Here is a 23,222-nt window from a genome sequence, read left to right on the forward strand (position 1 = left end):
ACCCACCCGGCGGGAGGCGTCACAGTTTCCCGGAACCCCCGGCAGTGTCATCGCCGGGCTCGGCTACGGGCTCATCGCGGTCTTCGGCAATATCACTCGGCGACTCCTCTGCGGCTTCAACCTTGTGCACCGGCTCGGGCCCTTTGCCCGCCAGCCGCGCTTTGACCACCGCAGCGTATTCGTCCACATATTCCTGGCCGGAAAGCCTCATCAGTTCGTACATGATCTGGTCCGTCACAGCGCGTTGGATGACCCTGTCATCTTCCATGCCGTAGTAGCGGCTGAAGTCCAGGGGCTGCCCGAAGATGATCCCGATCCGGCGGATGTTGGGCAGTCGCTTGCCGATCGGCTGCACCTTCTCGGTGCCGATCATGGCCACCGGTATGACGGGAACCCGCGACTGCAGGGCAAGCCTGGCTACGCCCACCTTGCCGCGGTACAACCGGGCGTCGGGACTGCGGGTCCCTTCCGGGTAGATGCCCAGCAGGCCCCCGGAGTTGAGCACGTCCTTTCCGGCTTGCAGGGACATCTCGGACGCAGCGCCCCCGGAGCGGTCCATGGGCAGCTGGTTGCTGAGCCTGAAGAACAGCGCCGTCAGCCGGCCCTTGATTCCCTTGCCCGTGAAGTACTCCGACTTGGCCAGGAAGATCACGGGACGGTGAACCATCAACGGGAGGAAAATGGAGTCCGAAAAGGACAGGTGGTTGGAGGCGAGGATCGCGGCACCCGTGTCGGGGACATTGTCCAAACCCTTGACCCACGGCCTGAACAACAGTTTCAGGACGGGACCCAGGAAGATCCTCTTCATGACCCAATAGAACACGCTCGTCCTCTCACCACCGCCGGCTTGGCTGTTTCCGGCCGCTTCACGGCCGGGATTCAACAGCAACCCTACTCCAGTGAGAAATGCGTGGAACAGTGACACGATGGTGCCATGACGGAACGCAACCAACCCGGCGCCCCGCTCGCTTTCCATCACCCGGGGCATGGTGAAAACGCTTCGACGGGCGTAGCCATCTGCCATGGATTCACCGGCAGCCCCCTCAGCATCCTGCCCTGGGCCGAATACCTCGCCGGGCAGGGTTTCGCCGTCTCAGTCCCCCTCCTTCCCGGGCATGGAACAAACTGGCGTGACCTGGCCACCACCACGTGGCAGGACTGGTACCGGACGTTCGAATCCAGCTACCTCGACCTCGAGGCAAAGACGGATGCTTGCTTCGTGGCCGGCCTGTCCATGGGTGGAGCCGTGGCACTGCGGGCAGCTTCCAGGCACCCGGTGCCGGGCGTGGTCCTGGTCAACCCCGGCCTTAGCTTCTACGATCGCAGGGTCCGCTACATAGGTGCCCTCAAATACGTCATGCGCACCACCACGCCCATCGAAGAGGAAGCGCCAACGGCCGCAGCCACTGAGGACGGCGATTACTCGAAGACGCCGTTGGCGTCCGTCCACGAACTCAAGAAGCTTTTCGGCCAGGCCACACGCGCCCTCCCCCATGTCAAGGCGCCGGCTTTGGTCTTCAAGTCCGCCGTGGACGGTGTAATTCCGCCAAGCTCCCTCAAAGCCATCACCAAGCACATGGATCAGGAACAGCTGAAGGTGGTCTCGCTGCCAAGAAGCGGACATGTGGCCACACTGGACGTCGATGCACCGACCATCTTCGAAGAATCAGCACGGTTTTTGCGTCAACATGCCAAGGACAGAGTAGCCTCGGAGACATCATGAAAGTGCTTCCCGATTTCTCGCCCTTCCGCAGCGCCTACTCCGGTACCGGCCCAAGGGTGGGCGTCGTCATGTCCCACGGGTTCACAGGTTCCCCGCACAGCGTCCGGCCTTGGGCCGAGCACCTGGCGGAGGCCGGTTTTGCGGTTAATCTGCCGTTGCTGCCCGGCCACGGAACCACATGGCAGGACATGGCCACGCGGTCGTGGCGGGAATGGCACAGGGCGGTGGACGATGCTTACCTGGAAATGGCGTCCGAATGCGATTACGTCTTCGCCGCCGGCCTGTCGATGGGCGGCACGCTGGCCTTGCGCATAGCTGCCACCCGGCCCGTGGCAGGGACCATCGCGGTCAATCCGGGAATGGTGCTCGATGACCCGCGGGCCGTAGTCGTTGCGGCCCTGAAGTACGTCGTCAAAAGCACTCCGGCGATTGCCAACGATATCCTCAAGCCGGACCAGGACGAGGGCGCCTACGCCCGGACCCCCGTAGCCGCGGCCCACCAGTTGAAGAAGATGTATAAAGACACCGCGGGAATCCTCCCCCGCATAACGGCTCCTGTCAGGGTGTTCCGGTCCACGGTGGACAAGGTCGTCTCGAATGCCAGCCTGCAGTTCCTGCAGTCGCGGGTCCAGGCTCCCGTGGAAATCAGCTACCTCGACAACAGCTACCATGTGGCCACGCTGGACAACGACGCCCCGGCCATCTTTGCCGGCACGGTGGACTTCATGAACAAACGGCTTGGCGACCTCGCGTCCGGGGACCGCTCGCTGGATAGGGACAAAGCCAATGACCAGGCCTGATCCGGACCCTGCCGACCAGAGCGCCAATAAGGACGACGACGCCGTTTGGCTGGATTTGGTGGCGCGGCTGGAGTCTACGTCGTCCTCCTCCGGGGATTCCGCGGAGGAGCACGGGCGGCCGGATGCCGGGGCACCCGGCAGTGTACCGCCGGCGCGGAAGCCTTTCAGCGCATTCGACCCCCTGGGGTTGGCGACGTCTGCGACACAGGCAGAAGGCCCCGACGAGGATCGCCCGGAGCGCCGTAACGGCCAGGAAGAGTCTCCGGGAGGGCCACGGGATTACGAGGTGGACAACGATACGGACGGCGATTTCGTCCCGGAAGAACCGCCCAGCCTTGCCGGAACCGAACCATTGACCATGCTGGCCTGGCTCGGTGCGGTGGGCGGTCCCATCGCACTCCTGTTCACTGCGTTGTTCTGGCGGTCAGCCCCACTGGCGGCCGTCATGGGGATTGTTGCGGCGTTCGTGGCCTCGGTGGTGTACCTGATCATGCGGCTGCCGCATGAAAAAGACGAGTACGACGACGGCGCCCGCATCTAGGTGCCTCGGCGCCCGTATCCAAGTGCCTGGGCGGCGATGTTTTGTCCACCGGAGTTGACCGTCGAGGCCGGGACGTTAGCTGTAGGCCCGTCCGCTGACGCGGGAGAGATCCGCTGCGCCGATCATCCCCGCCCGCGGACCAAGCGCCGCGAGCTCGATCCGGGCCATGGGCCTGAAGCCCCTGCCCGTCAGGTTTTTGGCAAAAGCCGCCCTCGCTGGATCGGCGAGGAGGTCGCCGGCGTCGCACAACCCGCCGCCGATGACGAACATGCCGGGATCCAGCGCGGCAGCGAGGTTGGCCAGGCCCAGCCCCAGCCACTCGCCTTGATCTGCGATGAGTTCCCTGGACGTGGCATCGCCGGCCAGCGCCAGCGCCGTGATGGTTGCCCCGGTGATGCTGTCCGCGTCACCACCGGCTTTCTCCAGGAGGGCGCGGCCTTCCGGGGAATTCGTCTTCACCAGTTGCCGTGCCTCCCGCCCCAGGGCATTTCCTGAGGCGTACTGCTCCCAGCAGCCACGGTTGCCGCATTCACAGCGGTGTCCGCCGGGGAAAATGATCTGGTGGCCGAATTCGCCGGCGACGCCATAGCGGCCGCGCTCTACGCGGCCGTCCATCACCATGGCGCCCCCGATTCCGGTACCCAGGGTGATGCAGACCAGCCGGCTCTCCCCCTGCCCCGCACCGAAGCGCCACTCCGCCCAGGCGGCGGCATCGGCGTCGTTCGTCAGCAGCACCGGGCGCCGCAGCAGGTTCTGCAGGCTGTCCCTCAGTGGCTCGTTGCGCCAGGCCAGATGGGGACTGAACAGCACCGTGCCGCCGTCGAGGTCCATCCAACCGGCTGCACCGATTCCGACAGAAGAGATGCGATGCCCGGCGCTCAACTCATCAACGAGTTCCACGATGGTGCGCTCCACCGCGCGCGGGTCCGCTCCCGGAGTTGACCGGCGGGCTTCGGCCAGGACGCGGCCGTCGGCGTCCACAACGCCGGCTGCCACTTTTGTTCCGCCGATGTCGATGCCGATGGCAAGTCCCCTGCGGCCAAGATGGTTCCGCCGGGGTGCCCAGGGAACATCTTTGCGGGATCCGAAGGAGGGCCGGAGCCCGGGGCGCGAACTGGACCGGTGTTGGGGCATCCCATCATCCTATTCCGCGCGCCTCCGCGAGGAACGCTCCGATGGCGCCGGAAGGCCCTTTATGGCGTGAAGTTGCCCAAAACGGCAGCGAATCCGTAAAGTTACTCGCCAGTAGGTGAAATCGGACACACTTCCTCGAGTCGGCATACTAGAGTGAAAAGTGCCCCTCGCGGCCCGTGGATATCAAAGGAGCTACCGTGCGCGAATTTAGTGTTCCTCCCCTTATTAATGTTTCCCCTGAAACCAACATCACGGACCTTGTTATCCGGGAGGCCGCAAAGGCGTCCAATCCGGCGCTTTTCGCCAAGCTGGACGGTGCAGGTCAGTGGCAGGACATCCGCGCAACGGAGTTCCTGGCCGACGTGAAGGTCCTCGCCAAAGGTCTCATCGCCAGCGGCGTGGGACCCGGAGACCGCGTTGGCATCATGTCCCGCACCCGCTACGAGTGGTCGCTGGTGGACTTCGCGATCTGGTTTGCCGGAGCCGTTTCGGTGCCGATCTACGAAACATCGTCTCCTTCGCAGGTGGCATGGAATCTCGGCGACTCCGCGGCCGTGGCGGCTTTCGGTGAAAGCGCCCACCATGAGAACGTCATCCGCCAGGCCGTAGCTGCGGAAGACATCAGTTCCGTGGCACACGTCTGGCAATTGGACGGTGCAGGACTCGACGTCCTGCGTGCGGCCGGTTCGGGGGTCTCCGACGAGCAACTGGAAGCCCGCCGTTCGGCAGCCGGCCTCAATGACCTGGCCACGATCATCTACACCTCCGGTACCACCGGCCGCCCCAAGGGGTGTGAACTGACCCACGGCAACTTCGTCGAGTTGTCCGAGAACGCCAGGCTTGCCATCCCGGAAGTGGTCAAGGAATCGGCCAAGACCATCATGTTCCTCCCCCTCGCCCACGTGTTCGCCCGGTTCATCTCCGTGCTTGCCGTGGCCGGCGGAGTCAAAGTGGCGCACACGCCGGACATCAAGAACCTGTTGGCCGACCTGCAAAGCTTCCAGCCAACGTTCATCCTCGCCGTTCCCAGGGTGTTCGAAAAGGTCTACAACTCCGCACTGACCAAAGCCGAAGACGGCGGCAAGGGCGCCATCTTCCACCGCGCTGCGGACACGGCGATTGCCTACTCGAAGGCCCGGGAGTCCGGATCCGTGGGGCTGGGCCTCAAGCTCAAGCATGCCTTGTTCGACAAACTGGTCTACGGCAAGCTGCGGGCCGCCATGGGCGGCCAGGTGTCCCATGCCGTCTCCGGCGGAGGGCCGCTCGGAGAGCGCCTGGGCCACTTCTTCCAAGGGATCGGCCTGCAGATCCTGGAAGGATACGGCCTGACGGAGACCACAGCACCCATTTCCGTCAACCGCCCGTCCCGGATCAAGATCGGCACGGTGGGCGCTCCCCTGCCGGGCAACTCGGTGAAGATTGCCGATGACGGCGAGATTCTCGCCAAGGGAGTGTGCGTGATGCGCGGCTACCACGGGCGTGAGGACCTCACGGCCGAAACGTTCGACGACGGGTGGTTCCGTACCGGCGACATCGGACAGTTGGATAGCGACGGCTTCCTCAAGATCACCGGCCGCAAAAAGGAAATCATTGTCACTGCCGGCGGCAAGAACGTGGTGCCGGCATTGCTCGAAGACCAGATCCGGGCGGACGCCCTCGTCTCCCAGGTGCTGGTGGTCGGCGACAACCGCCCGTTCATCGGCGCGTTGGTGACCCTGGACGAGGAAGCCCTGCCCGGATGGCTGGAGCGCCACGGCCTGCCCTCGACGACGTCACTGGACGAAGCCGCCAACCACGCCGTGGTGAAAGCTGCCGTTCAGGAGCTCATCAGCAATGCCAACCAGTCCGTGTCCCAGGCCGAGGCCATCAAGGCTTTCCGGATCGTCGCCTCCGACTTCACTGAAGCGTCCGGCCACCTCACCCCCTCCCTCAAGGTCAAGAGGGCCCAGGTCATGAAGGATTTCGACGCCGTGATCGAAGAGATGTACGCCGCTCCGCGAACCTCCTAGGCCTCACAGCCAAAGGACTTCCTGCAGCAAAGAACCCCGCCGGAATGTTCCGGCGGGGTTCTTTGGTTTCAATCGCTAGCCCACTACGAGGAGCAAGTCCCCGCCCTGGACCTGCTCGACCGAGGAGATGGCCAGGCGCGAGACCTTGCCGGCCACCGGCGTCGTGATGGACGCTTCCATCTTCATTGCCTCGATCGTGGCCACCGTATCGCCGGCCTTGACCTCGTCGCCCTCCTTCACCGTGACCGTGACGGCCCCGGCGAACGGTGCGGCAACCTGTCCCGGCTGGGCGGGGTCGGCCTTCTCTGCAGCCTTGACGTTGCTGACGACGGAACGGTCGCGGACAACCACGGGACGCGACTGGCCGTTGAGCGTACACATCACCGTCCGCATGCCCTTCTCGTCCGGGTCGGAGACGGCTTCGAGCTGGGCGATCAGGCGGACACCCTTTTCCAACTCGATGACGTGCTCCTGGCCGCGCTGCAGGCCATACAGGTAGTCGCGGGTGTCAAGGACGGAGACATTGCCGTAGGTTTCAAGGCTCTTGAGGTAGTCCTTGGTGGGCCCGGCGAAAAGCAGGCGGTTCAGCGTCTGCTGGCGCGTCTTCGAGTCGGCCTTGAGGGCGGCACTGTCTTCGGCGCTGATCTCTACATCGCGTACCTTGACGCTCCTGCCCTGGAGGGCCTTGGTGCGGAACGGCTCAGGCCAGCCTCCGGGAGGATCTCCAAGCTCGCCGGACAGGAAACCGATCACGGAATCGGGGATGTCGTAGTTCTGCGGGTTCTCATTGAAGTCCGCAGGATTGGCGTTCAGGCCCACCAAGTGGAGGGCGAGGTCGCCGACGACCTTCGATGACGGGGTCACCTTAACCAGGCGCCCGAGGATCCGGTCGGCGGCGGTGTACATGTCCTCAATGGCTTCGAACTGTTCACCGAGTCCCAGGGCAATGGCCTGCTGCCGAAGGTTGGACAGCTGGCCGCCCGGGATCTCGTGCTTGTAGACCCGGCCTGTGGGACCCGGAAGGCCCGACTCGAACGGTGCGTAGACGCGGCGCACTGCTTCCCAGTAGGGCTCCAGGGCGCCGACGTTTTCCAGGCTGAGGCCCGTATCCCGAGGGGTGTTGGCCAAGGCGGCAACCAGCGCCGACGCAGCCGGCTGGCTGGTGGTGCCGGCCAAGGACGCCGCGGCGACGTCCACCGCGTCGACTCCGGCCTCGACGGCGGCGAGCAGCGTTGCGAGCTGTCCGCCTGCGGTGTCGTGCGTGTGCAGGTGGACCGGGAGGTCGAAGCGCTCGCGCAGGGCCGAAACCAGCTTGGCAGCGGCGGCCGGACGCAGGAGTCCCGCCATGTCCTTGATGGCCAGGATGTGGGCGCCGGCATCGACGATCTTCTGGGCCAGGTCCAGGTAGTAGTCGAGGGTGTACAGGTCCTCTTCCGGATCCAGGAGGTTGCCGGTGTAGCAAAGTGCCACTTCGGCCACTGCCGTTCCTGTTGCCCGGACTGCGCGGATGGCCGGAGCCATCTGGTTCACGTCGTTCAGTGCATCGAAGATCCGGAAGATGTCGATGCCGGTCGCGGCGGCTTCGTTGACGAATGCCTCCGTGACTTCTTCGGGGTACGGCGTGTAGCCCACCGTGTTGCGTCCACGGAGCAACATCTGGATGCACGTGTTGGGCAGCGCCTGGCGCAAAGCAGCCAAGCGGTCCCAGGGGTCCTCACCAAGGAAGCGGAGCGCGACGTCGTACGTTGCACCGCCCCAGGCCTCCACGGACAGAAGCTCGGGCAGCAATGCCGTCACGGCCGGCCCGGCGGCCACGAGGTCGCGGGTACGGACGCGGGTTGCCAACAGCGACTGGTGCGCATCACGGAACGTGGTGTCCGTAACCGCCAGGGCTTCCTGCTCGCGCAGCGCCTTCGCGAAGCCCTCCGGACCAAGTTCAAGCAGCCGCTGGCGGGAGCCCGACGTCGGCACGGGACCATCGATGACCGGCAGCTTGCTGGCGGGGTCCGACTGGACTTTCAGGTCGCCGTTGGGCTTGTTGACCGTGACATCGGCAAGCCAGGTGAGCAGCTTGGTGCCGCGGTCCGAAGGGATGTGCGACTTCAGCAATTCAGGACGCTTGTCGATGAAGTCAGTAGCAACGTTCCCGGCGTTGAAGTCCGGATCTGCCAGCACTGCCTGGAGGAACGGAATGTTGGTGGATACGCCACGGATGCGGAACTCGGCCAAGCCACGGCGGGCACGGGCAACGGCAGTGGGGTAATCGCGTCCGCGGCAGGTCAGCTTCACCAGCATCGAGTCGAAGTGCGGGCTGATTTCCGCGCCCGAGTAAACCGTCCCGCCGTCGAGCCGAACGCCGGCACCGCCGGCTGAGCGGTAGCCCGTGATCTTTCCGACGTCCGGGCGGAAACCGTTGGCAGGGTCCTCGGTGGTGATACGGCACTGGAGCGCAGCACCCTTGATGGACACGGTGTCCTGGCTCAGTCCGAGATCGGCCAGCGTCTCCCCCGAGGCAATACGCATCTGCGACTGCACCAGGTCCACGTCGGTGATTTCCTCGGTGACGGTGTGCTCCACCTGGATGCGGGGGTTCATTTCGATGAAGACGTGCTGGCCTGCGCGGGCACCTTCGGTGTCCACCAGGAACTCGACCGTTCCGGCATTGACGTAGTTCAAGGCCTTCGCGAACGCGACGGCGTCGCGGTACAGGGCCTGGCGGATGTTGTCGTCCAGGTTCGGCGCCGGGGCGATTTCCACCACCTTCTGGTGGCGGCGCTGAAGCGAACAGTCACGCTCGAAGAGGTGCATGACGTTGCCCTCGGCGTCGGCCAGGATTTGAACCTCGATGTGGCGGGGGCGCAGCACCGCCTGCTCAAGGAACATCGTGGGATCACCGAACGCGGCGTCGGCTTCGCGCATCGCGGACTGCAAGGCTTCCGGGAGCGCTTCGCGGGTTTCCACACGGCGCATGCCGCGACCACCGCCACCGGCCACCGCCTTGGCGAAAATGGGGAAACCGATCTCGTCCGCTGCGGCAATCAGCTCATCCAGGTCCTTGGACGGCTTGCTGGACTTGAGGACGGGAACACCTGCTTTGCGGGCGGCTTCCAAGGCGGCAACCTTGTTGCCTGCCAGTTCCAGCACTTCAGCCGGGGGGCCCACGAACGTGATGCCTGCAGCCTTTGCGGCGCGGGCAAGGTCCGGATTCTCGGACAGGAACCCGTAGCCCGGGTAAATTGCATCAGCGCCGGCTTCTTTGGCGACGCGGATGACTTCGTCTACGTCGAGGTAGGCGCGGACGGGATGACCCACCTCGCCAATCAGGTACGCTTCGTCCGCTTTCTGCCGATGGATCGAGTTGCGATCCTCGTACGGAAAGACAGCCACGGTCTTGGCGCCCAGTTCATAACCAGCGCGAAAAGCCCTGATCGCGATCTCGCCGCGATTGGCCACCAGAATTTTCGAAAACATGCTTCTCCTGCATCATTGCGGTGGATCGGTCGGTGGTCACAGTGTGTAGTGCCGCCAGCATCAAACACAAATCTTTGTGGCAACCATCACAAAGGATTCGTCATCTGCACTGTATATACGTACGCGCGCGTCCGCTGCGTGATATATCGCAGCTTCCCGATGCGCCCCGTGGCGCGTAGAAATCGGGATTCCGGGAGCACGCAACATATGATGTTGAAGGGGCTTCGGCAAGCCCCGGCTCCGATTATCCCGGAGTTGAAAACAGCGCGATACGGCAACCGGCGTTAGGTTTTGGGTAACAAGTGCAAGTAGTCAGCATCAGCAGCCTCAAGGGCGGCGTGGGAAAGACCTCTGTGACCACCGGCCTCGCTTCGGCGGCCCTCGCGGCAGGGATCTCCACACTGGTAGTGGACCTTGACCCCCACGCTGATGCCACAACAGCCCTCGGTGTCCAACCCAACGGAAAGCTCGACGTTGGCCGGATGCTCAAGAGCCCCCGCAAGGCAAAGCTGGCGGAGAACGTCTCCCCCAGCAGCTGGATTGCCAACGGTTCCAGTGACGGCACCTTGGACGTTGCGGTAGGTTCAGCGTTGACCGGAATCTATGATCGCCCCGACCTCGGCCGACGCGATCTCCGGAGGCTCTCCGGAGTTCTCGCCGGGACATCCAGCTACGACTTGGTGCTGGTTGACTGCCCGCCGTCCCTCAACGGGCTGACCCGTATGGCCTGGAGTGCCAGCGACCGCGTAGTACTCGTCGCCGAGCCGGGGCTCTTTTCCGTTGCGGGAACCGAGCGCACCATGCGTGCCATCCAGCTGTTCCGGCAGGAGTTTGCCCCGAACCTCGCACCGGCGGGCATCGTCGCCAACCGCGTGCGGACGGGCTCCACCGAGCACACGTTCCGGCTTGCCGAGATGGAGTCGATGTTCGGTGATCTGCTGCTGACCCCGCACATTCCGGAACAGGCCAACTGGCAGCAGATTCAAGGCGCTGCACATTCCGTCCATCACTGGCCGGGCGACTCCGCCAAGAACGCCGCGAAGCTCTTCGACGCCCTGCTGGAGAGCCTCCTGAAGAACCAGACGAGTTTCAGGGACCGTCGGCAACGCCAGTAAAGAGGCAGAAGACAGAAGAAAGCCGCCCCCGACAAACGTCGGACGGGCGGCTTTCTTCTGAAATCGGAGTTATCCAATCCGACGCGCAACGCGCCGCTTGCTCAATTCGTCGTCGGGAAAGGACTGCTCCGCTGCATGCTCACTCGGCAGAGCGGCCAAACTTCCTTCAACTTCACGCCATACGCGTCCAACGGCGATTCCAAAGACGCCCTGGCCGCCCTGGACGAGGTCAATCACTTCATCCGCCGACGTACATTCGTAGACGCTCGCGCCGTCGCTCATCAGTGTGATCTGCGCAAGGTCCTCAACGCCCCGCTCGCGGAGGTGTTCAACGGCAGTACGGATCTGCTGGAGGGAAACACCGGTGTCCAGAAGGCGTTTGACGACCTTGAGCACGAGGATGTCGCGGAAACCGTAGAGCCGCTGGGAGCCTGAACCTGCAGCTCCGCGGACTGCCGGCTCTACCAACCCGGTCCGCGCCCAGTAGTCGAGCTGGCGGTAGGTGATGCCGGCGGCTTTGCATGCTGTGGGGCCGCGGTAACCTGCGTCCTCGTCCAGCACCGGAAGGTCCTCGGTGAAGAGCAGACCTTGGGCGCCGGCTGCGGGCGCAGCAATGCCGGACGGGGCCTGCTTCAACTCGCCTGCTTCGCCTTTCGGACTCACGTGACCTCCTTGTTGTCAGCTCCCCTGGGGATGGTGCACACACTTAACACGAACGCCGAAATTCAGCCGTGTAATTCCCACAAGTCCGCACCTTCCAGTGTGACTTGCGTCGCGAGCGTATGCAACGGGAACTTGATACTTCGACGTTAGGCCCGCGAGGGCCCTAGGTCAAAGACGTTGGGCTCCAAAAGTGGTCGTGTCGAAAGTTTCACCCTCAACTTTAGGTTGAGGGTCAGTTATCCTTCGAAATCCTCGGGCTCGACGTCGTCCAGGAACTCCCGGAAGCGGCGCAGCTCCCGTTCCTCATCGACACTGGGATCCGGCTCGGAGTCCTCGCCCTCATCATGTTCGGTGATACGGACTCCAGCCTCCTCCATCACGGCATCGGCGCACCAGATGCGGCACTTTGCGCGCAAGGCCAGGGCCAGGGCGTCCGACGCGCGGGAGCTGACCACCGTGCCGTCGTCGAACTGCAGCTGTCCGTAGAAGATGTTGTCCTCCACCGCCACAATATTGACGCTGATGATGGAATGACCGAGCGACTCAACGACGTCGATCAGGAGATCGTGGGTCATGGGCCGGGGCGGAACCACACCTTGCTGGGCGAGGGCGATCGCGCTGGCTTCGGGGGTGCCGATCCAGATGGGAACGTGGCGCTCACCCTTGAGTTCGCGCAGGAGGACCAACGGCTGATTGGAGGGCAATTCGATCCGAACACCCACGATTTCAACTTCGATCATCAGGAGTCCATCCTTGAGATGCGGTGGTGAACAAGCGCCCTGTGCAACGTCAGGCAGAGATCGCTGATTTCACGGGCCGCCTCGGCCGCCCTCGCCTGCGAGGCGGCGTCCCTGCGCGAAGTGAGCGGAGCAACGGCACGCTCCACCAAACCGAACTCGCGATCCGCAGCTGCCTGGAACGGCCTCAAGTGGCGAGGTTCCAAACCGTGCACTTCGAGCTGGACGCAGGCACGTGCAACCTGGAGGGCATGCTCGTCAAATTTACCGTCTTCGTGGCTGATCAAACCGTAACTCAGGAGCGACTCAAGCAGGCCGGCGCTGGCACCGGACTCCGTGCGGAGCTGCTCTTCGGTCAGGGTACGGGCACGTCCCTGGATGTCCGCGGCCATTTCAGCAGTGACCACCCGGGGCGAGACCGTCACACCGGGGGGCAGGTTGTCCGGGCGTTCCCCTCGATCGATCGCGTCAAGGTAATCCTTGATGACTTTCAAGGGCAGGTATTGATCGCGCTGCAGGGCGAGGACAAAACGAAGACGCTCAACATCGCTGTCCGCATACTGCCTGTATCCGGCAGGAGTCCGCTTGGGGTTGATCAGCCCCTTCTCCTCGAGGAAACGGATCTTGGACGCGGTCATTCCCGGGAAGTCGTCGCTCAGCTGCGCCAGGACTTCCCCGATGTTCAGGACCTGGGGTCCGCGACGTTCCGGCTGGGCCATTGCCACAGGCAGGTATCCCGGGGTCAGACGTGGCCCGCGGGGCGGCTGGGGCTCAGGTAGTAGGTCAGCCGGAACTTGCCGATCTGGACCTCGCTGCCCGTCTTGAGCTGCACACGGTCCACGCGGTCATGGTTGACGTAAGTACCGTTCAGGCTGCCCATGTCAACGAGCTCGAAGCCTGCTGCACTCCGGTGGAACTCGACGTGCTTGCGCGACACCGTGACGTCGTCCAGGAAGATATCGGCATCCGGGTGCCGGCCCACCGTGGTGGTGTCGGCGTCGAGCAGGAAGCGCGCGCCCGCATTCGGTCCGCTATGGGCAATCAACAGCGCGGAGTTGGGCGGCAGGGCGTCTACAGAGGCCCGCTCCTCCGGCGCCAGCTTGGGAGCGATGCTTGGCTCGTCCCACGTTGGCGTGATGCTGATGGAGGTGGTCTCCGACGTCGGCTGTTCTTCCGCGCCGTTTCCGGCATTGGCTTGGTTCTTGTCGCCGCCAACCATGGAACTTCCTCCTCATCCGCCGGCAGTTCCAAAACCTGCCGGACACATCCACCTCCCGGTAACCGCCGGGCAAATCGGTTGCTGGCCCGCCGTCCCGCTTCCCACGAGGGAAAATGCAGCAGGGCGGGCCAGATAACTTTAGCCTACCTGTTGTTCGTACTCCGATGCACTGAGCAGGGATTCCACCGCGTCAGCTTCGGCCAGCTTTACTTCAAAAAGCCACCCCTCACCGTAAGGATCGGAGTTGATGAGTGCCGGATCCTGGTCCAAGGCGTCGTTGCGGTTGATGATTTCACCGCTGACGGGCGCATAAATATCGCTGACGCTCTTGGTGGATTCCACTTCCCCCACCACATCATTGGCGGTGATCTTGGTGCCTTCCTCCGGCATCTGTGCGTAGACGACATCGCCCAGGGCATCCTGCGCAAAGTCGGTGATGCCGACGCGGACTACGCCGTCAGCATCCGGCTCCGATACCCACTCATGTTCTGCGGTGTAGGAAAGATCGGCTGGAATATTACTCATGGGTCGCCTTTCATCGGGACGTTCATGAACCTCGACGGCGGGCCGGGCATCCGGCCACCGCTGAAAGTATAGGCATAATTGCCGTTTTTCCGATGAGCGCAGGGCAGTGGACCGGACGCCAAAAAGCCCGGCACGGAAACAGAACCGTACCGGGCTTTGCCGTGGGGGGCTGCGCCATAGGGCCGTCCGGCCTAGCGGACTGCCGCCTCCCGGGGTTCACCCCCGACGTCGGCCGTCCCGGCAGGTGCCGCCGACACAGGGTTCGGGTCAGCAGCGTTGGGGTCAGTGGTGTGCCGGTCAGTTGCGTGAGGGGCAACAGTCCGGCGGGCAGCCGCGCCGGCGGCAACCATGACCGCCAGGGCCGCGAGGGTGATTCCCGCACCGGCCCAGATGGGCGAGGTGTAGCCCAGCCCGGCGCTGATGGTCACTCCCCCGAGCCAGGCACCGAGTGCGTTACCGAGGTTGAATGCCCCGATGTTGGCGCCGGAGGCGAGCGTGGGGGCCGATGAGGCGAAGTGCATGACCCGCATCTGTAGCCCGGGCACAGTGGCGAATCCGAATCCGCCCATGAGTGCCAGGGACACCAGGGTGGCGACCGGGCTGGAGGCGGTCAGCGCGAAGAAGACCAAGACTGCAACCAGTCCCGAGAGGATGAGGATCAGGGACTTGTCCAGTGCTTTGTCTGCCGCTTTCCCACCCATGAAGTTTCCAACGAACAGGCCTGCTCCGAAGAGCACCAGAAGCCATGGGACGGACGTCGAGGCAAAACCGGAAACTTCGGTCAGCGTGAAGGCGATGTAGGTGAAGGCGCCGAACATGCCGCCGAACCCGAGGATCGTGACCAGGATGGAGAGCCACACTTGGGTGGACTTGAACGCACCCAGTTCGCTGCGCAGGCTCTTGGCGGCCGCGGCGTCCTGCTTGGGAACCAGCAATGCGATTCCCGCCAGGGCCACGACGCCTATGAGGGTGATGGCCCAAAAGGTGGAGCGCCATCCGAAGTTCTGGCCAAGAAGCGTTCCAAAGGGAACACCCAGCACGTTGGCGGCAGTCAGGCCGGTGAACATGATGGCAATGGCGCCGGCCTTCCTGCTGGCCGGCACGAGGCTGGCCGCTACCACCGAACCGATGCCGAAGAAGGCGCCGTGGCAGAGCGCGGCAATGATGCGGCCTATCAGCATCGTCGAGTAGCTCTCCGAAACAGCGGAGAGGAGGTTCCCTGCAATGAACAGCACCAGCAAGCCGATCAGCACGGACTTGCGGGGAAGCTTGGTGACAGCTGCCGTGACCACCAAGGCTCCGACGGTGACGCTTAGTGCGTAGCCGGAGATGAACCAGCCGGCCGACGCTTCGCTGACGCGGAAATCGGCCGCTACCTCGGGCAGGAGGCCCATGATGACAAACTCAGTCAGCCCAATGCCGAATCCGCCGAGGGCAAGGGCAATCAACCCTGCGGGCATAAAACGCTCCTTAAATGGAATGGCTCCCTTGAAAGTGGAAGTGCGTCGCCGGGAACCGTAGAATATTAGTTGCAGACGCTGTATAAATAGTTGCACACGCTGGGTATTTGCGCAAGCAACTACTTTGCCGTCTGCGCCGGATATTGCGAACATGAGGCAGGAGCACAGGAGACATGGGCATCAAGGATGACGCCGTAGAGGTACGGGCACAGGGATGGCGCACCCTCGCGGCCCTCCACGGAAGCATCGAAACCGAACTGGAGAAAGCCCTGCAGGCCTCCAGCGAGCTCTCGGTGGTGGAATACACGGTGCTCGATGCCCTGAGCCGCCAGGACGGCTGGCACATGCGCATGCAGCAGCTTGCCCGGGCCACAGCCCTTTCGAGCAGCGCTACCACGCGCCTCGTGAACCGCCTCGAAGACCGCGGCTTGCTGACCCGGATCCTCTGCGCAGACGATCGGCGGGGAATCTACACGGAATTGACCGCGGCGGGACAGCAACTCCTGCAGAAGACCAAGCCTGTGCACGACGACACTCTCGCAGCAGCTTTGCAGGCAGCGGAGGAGGTTCCCGAACTTGAACCGCTCGTCCGGGCGCTGGGGGCACTGCAGCACGCCTAGGGCGTTAACGGCCAAAGGCCGGAACTCCGCATTTCTGCGTAGTTCCGGCCTTTTTGGTCGGGCTGACAGGATTTGAACCTGCGACCCCTTGACCCCCAGTCAAGTGCGCTACCAAGCTGCGCTACAGCCCGCTGGTTCTACCGTTCTCCGCCCAGGTTTTCCTCCGAAGAGTCCTTCCTAAGCAGTCCGGCCGAACCACCTCCAAAAGCTTACACGACGTTGGAGGGTGCTTGCGCCATCAGAGCCAAAGTCGCCTGTGATGCCCGTCTCATTTAGCGTTTGCGGCCCCGTTTTTCGCGGACGCGCATGCTGACCTCGATGGGTGTGCCCTCGAAGCCGAAGGTCTCACGGAGCCGACGCGTGATGAAGCGGCGGTATCCGGGATCCAGGAAGCCAGTGGTGAACAGGACGAACTTCGGCGGACGGCTCGAGGCCTGCGTACCGAAGAGGATGCGCGGCTGCTTGCCACCGCGAACCGGGTGCGGATGGGCAGCCACCAGCTCGCCAAGGAACGCATTGAGGCGCCCCGTGGGGATACGGCGGTCCCAGCTTTCCAACGCGGTATCAAGGGCAGGAACCAGGCGGTCCTTGTGCCAGCCCGTCTTGGCGGAGATGTTCACGCGGGGCGCCCAGTCAACATGGGCAAGGTCCTGTTCGATCTCGCGTTCAAGGTAGCGGCGGCGTTCGTCGTCCAGCAGGTCCCACTTGTTGAATGCCAGGACCAGGGCCCGGCCGGATTCGATCGCCAGCTGCAGAATGCGGACATCCTGCTCGCTCAGCACTTCGTCAACGGCAAGAAGCACGACGGCGACCTCCGCCTTTTCCAGCGCGGCCTGCGTCCGCAGGGAGGCGTAGAAATCGGCACCCTGCGCCATGTGCTGGCGTCGGCGGATACCGGCTGTATCCACGAAGCGCCAGGTGCGTCCACCCAGTTCGATGAACTCATCCACGGGATCACGTGTGGTTCCGGCCAGCGGGTCCACCACCACGCGTTCCGAGCCTGCAAGCTTGTTCAGCAGCGAGGATTTGCCGACGTTGGGACGGCCGATGAGGGCAATGCGGCGGGGTCCGCCGGAACGGTCCACACCCTCTACCTGCGAGAACTCGGGAAGAGTGTCCATGACGTGGTCCAAGAGGTCGGCAACGCCCCGGCCATGCAGTGCTGAAACCGGGTACGGCTGGCCGAAGCCAAGTCCCCAAAGTGCTGCAGAGTCGGCCTCCTGCACAAAGTCGTCAACCTTGTTGGCCACCATGATGACCGGTTTCTTGGACTTGCGGAGCATCTTCATGACGCCTTCGTCGGTGGCAGTGGCGCCAACCGCGGAGTCAACAACGAACAACACTGCATCGGCCAGTTCCACGGCCATTTCGGCCTGGTCCGCCACCCGGGCGTGGATGCCCTTGGCATCGTGCTCCCACCCGCCGGTGTCCACCAAGGTGAAGTTGCGGCCGTTCCAGCGCGCGGAGTACATGACACGGTCGCGGGTCACGCCGGGGGTGTCCTCGACGACCGCTTCGCGACGGCCCAGGATGCGGTTCACCAAAGTCGACTTGCCCACGTTCGGCCGGCCGATGATGGCCAGGACGGGGTCAAGCTTGAGGGGTCCCTCTTCGCCTTCGTCGTCGTAGTCACCGCTAAGCAGGGCGGCGTCGTCTTCGTCGAGATCGTAGTCGTCCAGTCCCGCCCGCAGTGTGGCTGCGCGGAGTTCGGCTTCCTCGTCATCCAGGGCAGCCAGGTTCTCGGCCACCTGATCGGTGCCGGTGGGCGTGTATTCGTCGTCGCCGGCGCCGTGGTGGCCGGATTTTTGAGTCGTATCGCTCATTGCACTTTTCCTTAGTGGTGGTCTGCCGGGGTTCCGGCTACTGCGGTGGGACGGTGGTCCGGATCAGGGGTGGCCCTTGGAGCTTCCGGGAGGGACTGACCGGTGTTGCGGACTGCTTCCTGGACGTGTCCGGCCAGGGCACTGCGGATTACTGCCGCCGCCCTGTCCATTGAAGCACGCCCGGATTCGCCCTTCCGTCGCTGGACGGTGAGTGGTTCGCCGAAGCTGACATACAACGTGCGGCGCATGGCAGGTATATGGTCGCGGTGCTCCCGGCCCTGCCGGGTTCCCAGGATGGCGACGGGGATTACGGTTGCTCCCGAGTTCAACGCCAGCCACGCCACACCGTTGCTGATGCTTTCCGCGGCCCCGCTCCCCCGGGTACCTTCGGGCAGGATGCCAACGCACCGGCCGGCGTCGAGCAGTCGCCTGGCCAGCTGCAGGGTGGTGCGGTCACCGGTCCGGTCAACCGGTAGCTGCCCTGACGCCTTCAGCACCTTGCCGAGGAAACCCTTGAACATCTCCTTCTTGACCAGGATGTGCATGGGCCGCGGGGCAGCCCCGAACATCACCGGTCCGTCCAGGAAACTGATGTGGTTGCCGGCGAAGATCACGGGTCCCGCTGCCGGGATGTTGCTCTTTCCCGTGATGACCGTGCGGTAGAGGACGTGATCGAGGAACCAGCCCACGGGACGGCTCCAGGCCCGGCTCCACGTCGCGGGCAGATTGTTGCTAGTCGCCATAAATGACCTTGCTGACAATCGCCAGTGCGGTGTCCACGGTCTCTTCGAAGTCCAGGTCGGAGGAGTCCAGGGTCACCACGCCATCGGCGGCCTGGGTGAAGTTGACCACGGTGGAATCCTTGGCATCGCGCTGGATAACCTGGGCAGCCAGCTGCTCTCTGGTCTGCGTACCGCCCAGCTGGATACCCCGACGCCGGAGCCTGGCTTCCTCGCTGGCCGTCAGGAGCATGCGGACCTCCGCGGCGGGCGCCACGACGGTGGTGATGTCCCGTCCCTCCACCACCATGCGGTGGTGGTGCTGGTCGATGAGCTGGCGCTGCCGGCGGATCAGCTCCGTCCGCGCTCCCAAGGTGGTGGCGACTGCACTGACCGAAGAGGAGATCCGCGGCTCCCTGATCTCCTCAGTGATGTCCGTGCCGTCAACAGCCACGTATTCGGTGGCCGTACTGGTACTGATCTCCAAGGGCATGGCCTTGGACGCTTGCTCCACCGCGGCGCCGTCGTGGAGGTCCACGCCGGTCTTCAGGCAGTACCAGGTCAACGCCCGGTACATGGCGCCGGTGTCGAAGTAAGCGAGCTTGAGGCGCCGGGCCACTTCCTTGCTCACACTCGACTTGCCGGATCCCGAGGGTCCGTCGATGGCAATCACCAAGGGCTTGCCGGGACGGGCAACCGTCTCAGGGCCAAAGAATTCACGCGTCATTACTGCAGTACCCGCCATCCACGGTCGGTCAAAGCTTCAACAAGGAGGTCGTGTTTGTTGGGCAGGACGGAAAGCTCCACCATGCCCACGTTCTGCCCGGAGGAATGATCGAGCCGAAGGTCTTCGACGTTCACGCCGACTTCACCGATCTCCGTCAGGAGGCGGGCGATCTGGCCGGGTTTGTCGTCCACCAGGATCGTCAGCCAGGAGTAGGCCTGGGGCGGTCCTCCATGCTTGCCAGGAATCCGGGCCTGCCCGGCGTTGCCTTCGCTGATGAGCTGGGCCAGGTCCAAGCGGGCGCCGGGGGCCAGGGGGGACTCCAGGGTCCCGATCAACCGGTTGAGGTCCTCACGGACACCGTGCAGGATGCTGACCACTTTCTCAGCATTGCCACCCAGGATCTGAACCCACAGCGTGGGGTCGGACGCAGCAATCCGGGTAGTGTCCCGCAAGCCGTTTCCCGCCAAGGACAATGCGTGCAGCGGTGTCCCCTGCAACCGGCTCGCCAGCAGCGATGACATGATCTGGGGCAAATGCGACACCAGGGCCACGGCTTCGTCGTGTTCATCAGCAGTGAACTGGGAGACGATCGCGCCGAGGTCGCCGGCCAGCGAACGGGCAACCTGCAGCGCTGCCGCGCCGGTTTCTTCCGTGGGGCAGATGACCCACGGCATGGACGTGAACAATTCACCCCGCGCAGCCACAGGACCGGACTTCTCCCGGCCCGCCATGGGATGCGTGCCTACGTAACGGGAAAGGTCCACGCCGCGTTCGCGGAGTTCGGCCTGGATGCCGGCCTTGACGCTGGCGATGTCCACCACCACTGATTCCGGGTAATCGGCCAAGGCCTTCTCCACCACCTGCGCCGTGACGTCCGGCGGAGCAGCCACAACCACCAGCTGGGGTGGACCGTCCAGTTCCTCCAGTGGCCTGCCTGCACCAATATCCACGGCCACAGCCTGGTTGGTAGGCGAGGTATCAAAGAGGAAAACCGGTACGCCGCGGCCACGCAGGCCGAGGCCAATGCTGGCGCCCAGCAAGCCCGTGCCGAGGATGACGACGGGCCCGTCCAAGTGGCCGCGACCATGCGCGCGGAATGCCGACATAGCTTAGAGTCCCACCGCTGCCATGAGGTGGCCGATCTCCTGCTTGCCGAGGTTGCGGATGCTTCCCTGGCGCTGGTCGCCCAAGCCGATGGGTCCAACCTTGACGCGGACCAGCCGCTCAACCGGGAAGCCCACGGCATCAAACATGCGGCGGACGATGCGGTTCTTGCCCGAGTGGAGGACAACCTCAATCAGGACGTGGCCGGGCGTGGAGTCAACCAGCCGGAAAGAATCCACCGCCGCGATGCCGTCTTCAAGCTCGACGCCGGACTTCAGCTGCGCGCCCACGCCCTGCGGGAACGGCCCCCGCACCTGGACCAAGTAGGTCTTGGGGACCTCGTAGGAAGGGTGGGTCAAGCGGTTGGCGAGTTCGCCGTCGTTGGTCAACAACAGCAGCCCCTCGGTGGCGACATCCAGGCGGCCGACGTGGAAAAGGCGTTCGCCCTTGTTCTTGTTGGTCTTGAGGAAATCGCTGATGCAAGGCCGGCCCTCGGGGTCCTCCATGGTGGAAACTACGCCCTTGGGCTTGTTGAACACCATGTACACGAGGGTCTCGTCGAGCTGGATGCGGATCCCGTCAACGTGGATCACGGCGGATTTCGGGTCCACTCGGACGCCGAGCTCGGTAGTAACCTGCCCGTCGACCTCGACGCGTCCCTCGAGGATCATTTCCTCGCAGACGCGGCGCGATGCCACGCCGGCCTGTGCCATCACTTTCTGCAGGCGCACGCCGTCAGCATCGTGGACCTCGGACTGCGGGACTTCCTGCCGGGAACTCCGGTTGCCCGCAGGCTTGCGGACAGGGCCCAGGTTGCGGCCGAACCGCTCGCTGCCGAAAGCCTTGGACCCGTACTGCTTGGCGTTGCCGGGCTTCTTCTTGGGCTTCAAGGCCCCGGGCGTTCCGGGAGCCTTGCCGTAGCCCGGCTTGTTGGAACCCGGCTTGCGGAAGGGCTTGGCCGGCTTTGCGGCCCTGAAGCTATCCGCCGTCGTGGGGTTGTCGGGATCGAACGGCCGTTCTTCCCGGGGCTTCGCAGCCTTGAAGGGGCGGCCTTCGCCCTGATTGAAGGAGCGCTTACCCGCACCGGCGTTGCCGCCTCGCTGGGTGAAACCGGAACGGCTTGCGCCGCCCTGTGCTCCATTGCGTCCGGCGCTGTTGCGTCCCGAACCGTTACGTGGTGAACCCTGGCGTCCCGCCTGTGTCATGACCCGTCCTTGTGTTGTTATGGCCGGCATTGGGTGTTGGAACCAACACTAGCCAGCCGGGCAGGTGTAGTCTGCCCCTTGCTGCTCCGGCACGCGTCACGCGTGCCATGGAATTCCGTATTAAATTACTTCGTGCCGGCGGAGGATGTCCTCACATCCGGCTGGCGTCGTAGTACTCCTCGATCCCTTCCAAACCGGGAAGGTGCGGAGCCAGCTGGGGCAGTTCAGCCACCGAGCCGATTCCCATCCGCTCCAGGAAGTAGGAGGTGGTCCGGTACAGGATTGCGCCGGATTCGGGATCGTTCCCGGCGTCCTCGATCAACCCGCGCTGGGTCAGCGTCCTGACGACGGAATCGACGTTAACGCCGCGAATTGCCGAAACCCTCGCCCGGGAGACAGGCTGCCGGTAGGCAATCACCGCCAGCGTCTCCAGTGCTGCCTGCGTCAGCTTGGAAGTTTGCCCTTCAAGGACGAACTTCCCCACGATGTCAGCAAAGTCCGGCCGCGAATAGATGCGCCAGCCACCGGCGACGTTCCGCAATTCGAAACCCCGGGGTGCAGTGCTGGCAGCGGCAAAGCCGTCAACGTCCACGTCCGGGGCTTTAACAGTATAGCCGCTATACTCCCGCTGCAGGTCCTGCAGCAAATCTTCGACGACGGCGACCGTCACGTTGAGGCCTGCGGCCAGCTCTTCGGACGTGGCCGGCTCATCAATGACCATCAGCACGGCTTCCAGGGCTGCCCGCGCCCCTCCCGGCAACGCTTCCAGTTCGGCGAGGCCGTCTTCGGCGTTCTGCTCAGTCATCGATGCCACCATCTCCTTCGTCCTCGTACTCTTCGCTGAGGTTGGAGCCGTCCCACCCGGCATCCTGACCTGTCCACCGCACGGTCAATCCGCCCAGCGGTGCCGGCTGTTCAAAGGCCACAACGCGGTCCCGGAACATCTCCAGCAACGCCAGGAAGCGGGCCACGACCACCAAGGTGCTGTCGGCGTCGGCAACCAGGGCCTGGAAAGTCAGCGGTGCGCCGCGCTTCAGCCTGTCCCCCAGGAGCACTGCCTGCTCCCTGACGCTCACGGGCGGCGCATGCAGGTGCTCCAGTCCGACCTCGGTTGGCGGCGCTTCCTTTGGCTTGAGCGCCTTGGCAGCCAGCGCGGCGAACTGCTCCGGGGTGTGCCGCCATAGAAGCTCCGGCAACAAAGCCGCGAAGTGCCCTTCAAGGGCCACCTGGCGCGGAAACCTGCGGGCTTCCTCTTCCAAGGTGCCGGCCAGTATCCCTGCCACCTGCTTGAAGGCCTTGTACTGCAGGAGACGGGCGAAGAGAAGGTCGCGCGCTTCCAGCAAGGCGATATCCTCGTCGTCCTCCACCTCGCCCGCCGGCAATAAGCGGGCGGCTTTCAGGTCCAGGAGGGTGGCGGCAATCACCAGGAACTCGCTTGCCTCGTCCAAGGCCCAATCCTCACCGAGGTCCTGCAGCCTGCGGATGTACTTGATGAATTCATCAGTCACCGTTGCCAGGGCAACCTCGGTGATGTCCATCTTGTGCTTGGCAATGAGGCCCAGCAGGAGGTCGAACGGCCCGGTGAAGTTGGCCAGCCGTACCTCGAAGCTACCCTTGCCGCCGGAGG

22 protein-coding genes and 1 tRNA gene are annotated in these 23,222 nt (G+C 64.1%); 6 read left to right on the top strand and 17 right to left on the bottom strand.

Going from position 1 to position 23,222, the window contains the following annotated elements:
- Positions 1-19: 19 nt before the first annotated feature.
- Positions 20-823 carry a 1-acyl-sn-glycerol-3-phosphate acyltransferase gene (locus tag HMI59_RS13420; protein ID WP_031216821.1) on the bottom strand — a complete coding sequence of 268 codons (804 nt, stop codon included), beginning with the start codon at positions 821-823 and terminating at the stop codon, positions 20-22.
- Positions 824-934: 111 nt separating this feature from the next.
- Between HMI59_RS13420 and HMI59_RS13425 the strand changes: the two genes are divergently transcribed.
- The 3 genes from HMI59_RS13425 to HMI59_RS13435 are packed head-to-tail and all read left to right on the top strand — an operon-like array spanning position 935 to position 3,064.
- Complete coding sequence (locus HMI59_RS13425; RefSeq protein ID WP_193591590.1) at positions 935-1,723, top strand: carboxylesterase; 789 nt, start codon at positions 935-937, stop codon at positions 1,721-1,723.
- A complete protein-coding gene (locus HMI59_RS13430; protein ID WP_193591591.1) occupies positions 1,720-2,523 on the top strand; it encodes a carboxylesterase in 804 nt (267 codons plus the stop codon). The genes HMI59_RS13425 and HMI59_RS13430 overlap by 4 nt, the downstream gene beginning before the upstream one ends.
- A complete protein-coding gene (locus HMI59_RS13435; protein ID WP_193591592.1) occupies positions 2,510-3,064 on the top strand; it encodes a hypothetical protein in 555 nt (184 codons plus the stop codon). Before HMI59_RS13430 ends, HMI59_RS13435 begins: the two co-directional genes overlap by 14 nt.
- A 75-nt stretch (positions 3,065-3,139) precedes the next feature.
- On the opposite strand, the gene HMI59_RS13440 is transcribed toward HMI59_RS13435, so the two are convergent.
- The gene (locus HMI59_RS13440) at positions 3,140-4,198 is read right to left on the bottom strand and encodes an ROK family protein (RefSeq protein WP_062096092.1); all 1,059 of its coding nucleotides are present in this window, start codon (positions 4,196-4,198) and stop codon (positions 3,140-3,142) included.
- Positions 4,199-4,395: 197 nt separating this feature from the next.
- Here HMI59_RS13440 and HMI59_RS13445 point away from each other — a divergent pair, with 197 nt between their 5' ends.
- Complete coding sequence (locus tag HMI59_RS13445) at positions 4,396-6,207, top strand: long-chain fatty acid--CoA ligase (RefSeq protein WP_193591593.1); 1,812 nt, start codon at positions 4,396-4,398, stop codon at positions 6,205-6,207.
- A 75-nt stretch (positions 6,208-6,282) separates the two neighbouring features.
- Here HMI59_RS13445 and HMI59_RS13450 read toward each other — a convergent pair whose 3' ends face one another.
- Positions 6,283-9,678, bottom strand: coding sequence for a pyruvate carboxylase (locus tag HMI59_RS13450; protein WP_193591594.1), 3,396 nt, complete (start codon positions 9,676-9,678; stop codon positions 6,283-6,285).
- A gap of 302 nt (positions 9,679-9,980) precedes the next feature.
- Between HMI59_RS13450 and HMI59_RS13455 the strand changes: the two genes are divergently transcribed.
- Entirely contained in the window at positions 9,981-10,793 is an 813-nt protein-coding gene (locus tag HMI59_RS13455; RefSeq protein ID WP_021473391.1) for a ParA family protein, read from the top strand.
- A gap of 69 nt (positions 10,794-10,862) precedes the next feature.
- Here the strand turns inward: HMI59_RS13455 and HMI59_RS13460 are convergent, their stop codons facing one another.
- The 6 genes from HMI59_RS13460 to HMI59_RS13485 form a co-directional block, all read right to left on the bottom strand.
- Positions 10,863-11,456, bottom strand: a complete 594-nt coding sequence (locus HMI59_RS13460; protein WP_021473392.1) for a MerR family transcriptional regulator — start codon at positions 11,454-11,456, stop codon at positions 10,863-10,865.
- A gap of 236 nt (positions 11,457-11,692) precedes the next feature.
- Positions 11,693-12,196 (bottom strand): bifunctional nuclease family protein, encoded by a 504-nt coding sequence (locus HMI59_RS13465; RefSeq protein ID WP_021473393.1) that lies wholly within the window; start codon positions 12,194-12,196, stop codon positions 11,693-11,695.
- Positions 12,196-12,912: a MerR family transcriptional regulator gene (locus HMI59_RS13470; RefSeq protein ID WP_166184132.1), complete on the bottom strand. Its 717-nt coding sequence runs from the start codon at positions 12,910-12,912 to the stop codon at positions 12,196-12,198. The genes HMI59_RS13465 and HMI59_RS13470 overlap by 1 nt, the downstream gene beginning before the upstream one ends.
- Before the next feature lie 23 nt (positions 12,913-12,935).
- On the bottom strand, positions 12,936-13,412 hold the full coding sequence (locus HMI59_RS13475; protein WP_069695341.1) for an FHA domain-containing protein: 477 nt from the start codon (positions 13,410-13,412) through the stop codon (positions 12,936-12,938).
- Positions 13,413-13,550: 138 nt separating this feature from the next.
- Complete coding sequence (gene gcvH, locus HMI59_RS13480; RefSeq protein WP_021473396.1) at positions 13,551-13,937, bottom strand: glycine cleavage system protein GcvH; 387 nt, start codon at positions 13,935-13,937, stop codon at positions 13,551-13,553.
- A gap of 191 nt (positions 13,938-14,128) precedes the next feature.
- Positions 14,129-15,397, bottom strand: a complete 1,269-nt coding sequence (locus HMI59_RS13485) for an MFS transporter (protein WP_193591595.1) — start codon at positions 15,395-15,397, stop codon at positions 14,129-14,131.
- A 173-nt stretch (positions 15,398-15,570) separates the two neighbouring features.
- Between HMI59_RS13485 and HMI59_RS13490 the strand changes: the two genes are divergently transcribed.
- Positions 15,571-16,017 carry a MarR family winged helix-turn-helix transcriptional regulator gene (locus tag HMI59_RS13490; protein ID WP_166184128.1) on the top strand — a complete coding sequence of 149 codons (447 nt, stop codon included), beginning with the start codon at positions 15,571-15,573 and terminating at the stop codon, positions 16,015-16,017.
- Between the two features lie 54 nt (positions 16,018-16,071).
- Here the strand turns inward: HMI59_RS13490 and HMI59_RS13495 are convergent.
- From HMI59_RS13495 to HMI59_RS13530, 8 genes are all read right to left on the bottom strand, one after another.
- Positions 16,072-16,148, bottom strand: a tRNA-Pro gene (locus tag HMI59_RS13495).
- Between the two features lie 141 nt (positions 16,149-16,289).
- Positions 16,290-17,840: a ribosome biogenesis GTPase Der gene (gene der, locus HMI59_RS13500; protein WP_021473399.1), complete on the bottom strand. Its 1,551-nt coding sequence runs from the start codon at positions 17,838-17,840 to the stop codon at positions 16,290-16,292.
- An 11-nt stretch (positions 17,841-17,851) separates the two neighbouring features.
- Positions 17,852-18,583 (bottom strand): 1-acyl-sn-glycerol-3-phosphate acyltransferase, encoded by a 732-nt coding sequence (locus tag HMI59_RS13505; RefSeq protein WP_166184098.1) that lies wholly within the window; start codon positions 18,581-18,583, stop codon positions 17,852-17,854.
- Positions 18,573-19,286 carry a (d)CMP kinase gene (gene cmk, locus HMI59_RS13510; protein ID WP_193591596.1) on the bottom strand — a complete coding sequence of 238 codons (714 nt, stop codon included), beginning with the start codon at positions 19,284-19,286 and terminating at the stop codon, positions 18,573-18,575. The genes HMI59_RS13505 and cmk overlap by 11 nt, the downstream gene beginning before the upstream one ends.
- Positions 19,286-20,392, bottom strand: coding sequence for a prephenate dehydrogenase (locus HMI59_RS13515; protein WP_193591597.1), 1,107 nt, complete (start codon positions 20,390-20,392; stop codon positions 19,286-19,288). Before HMI59_RS13515 ends, cmk begins: the two co-directional genes overlap by 1 nt.
- Positions 20,393-20,395: 3 nt before the next feature.
- Positions 20,396-21,595: a pseudouridine synthase gene (locus HMI59_RS13520; RefSeq protein ID WP_166184093.1), complete on the bottom strand. Its 1,200-nt coding sequence runs from the start codon at positions 21,593-21,595 to the stop codon at positions 20,396-20,398.
- Between the two features lie 151 nt (positions 21,596-21,746).
- The gene (locus HMI59_RS13525) at positions 21,747-22,400 is read right to left on the bottom strand and encodes an SMC-Scp complex subunit ScpB (RefSeq protein WP_069695318.1); all 654 of its coding nucleotides are present in this window, start codon (positions 22,398-22,400) and stop codon (positions 21,747-21,749) included.
- On the bottom strand, positions 22,393-23,190 hold the full coding sequence (locus HMI59_RS13530; protein WP_205679612.1) for a ScpA family protein: 798 nt from the start codon (positions 23,188-23,190) through the stop codon (positions 22,393-22,395). The genes HMI59_RS13525 and HMI59_RS13530 overlap by 8 nt, the downstream gene beginning before the upstream one ends.
- Positions 23,191-23,222: the final 32 nt, after the last annotated feature.

Origin of the sequence: Paenarthrobacter sp. YJN-5 (genome assembly GCF_015040095.1) — a bacterium.
Taxonomy (GTDB): Bacteria; Actinomycetota; Actinomycetes; order Actinomycetales; family Micrococcaceae; genus Arthrobacter; species Arthrobacter ureafaciens.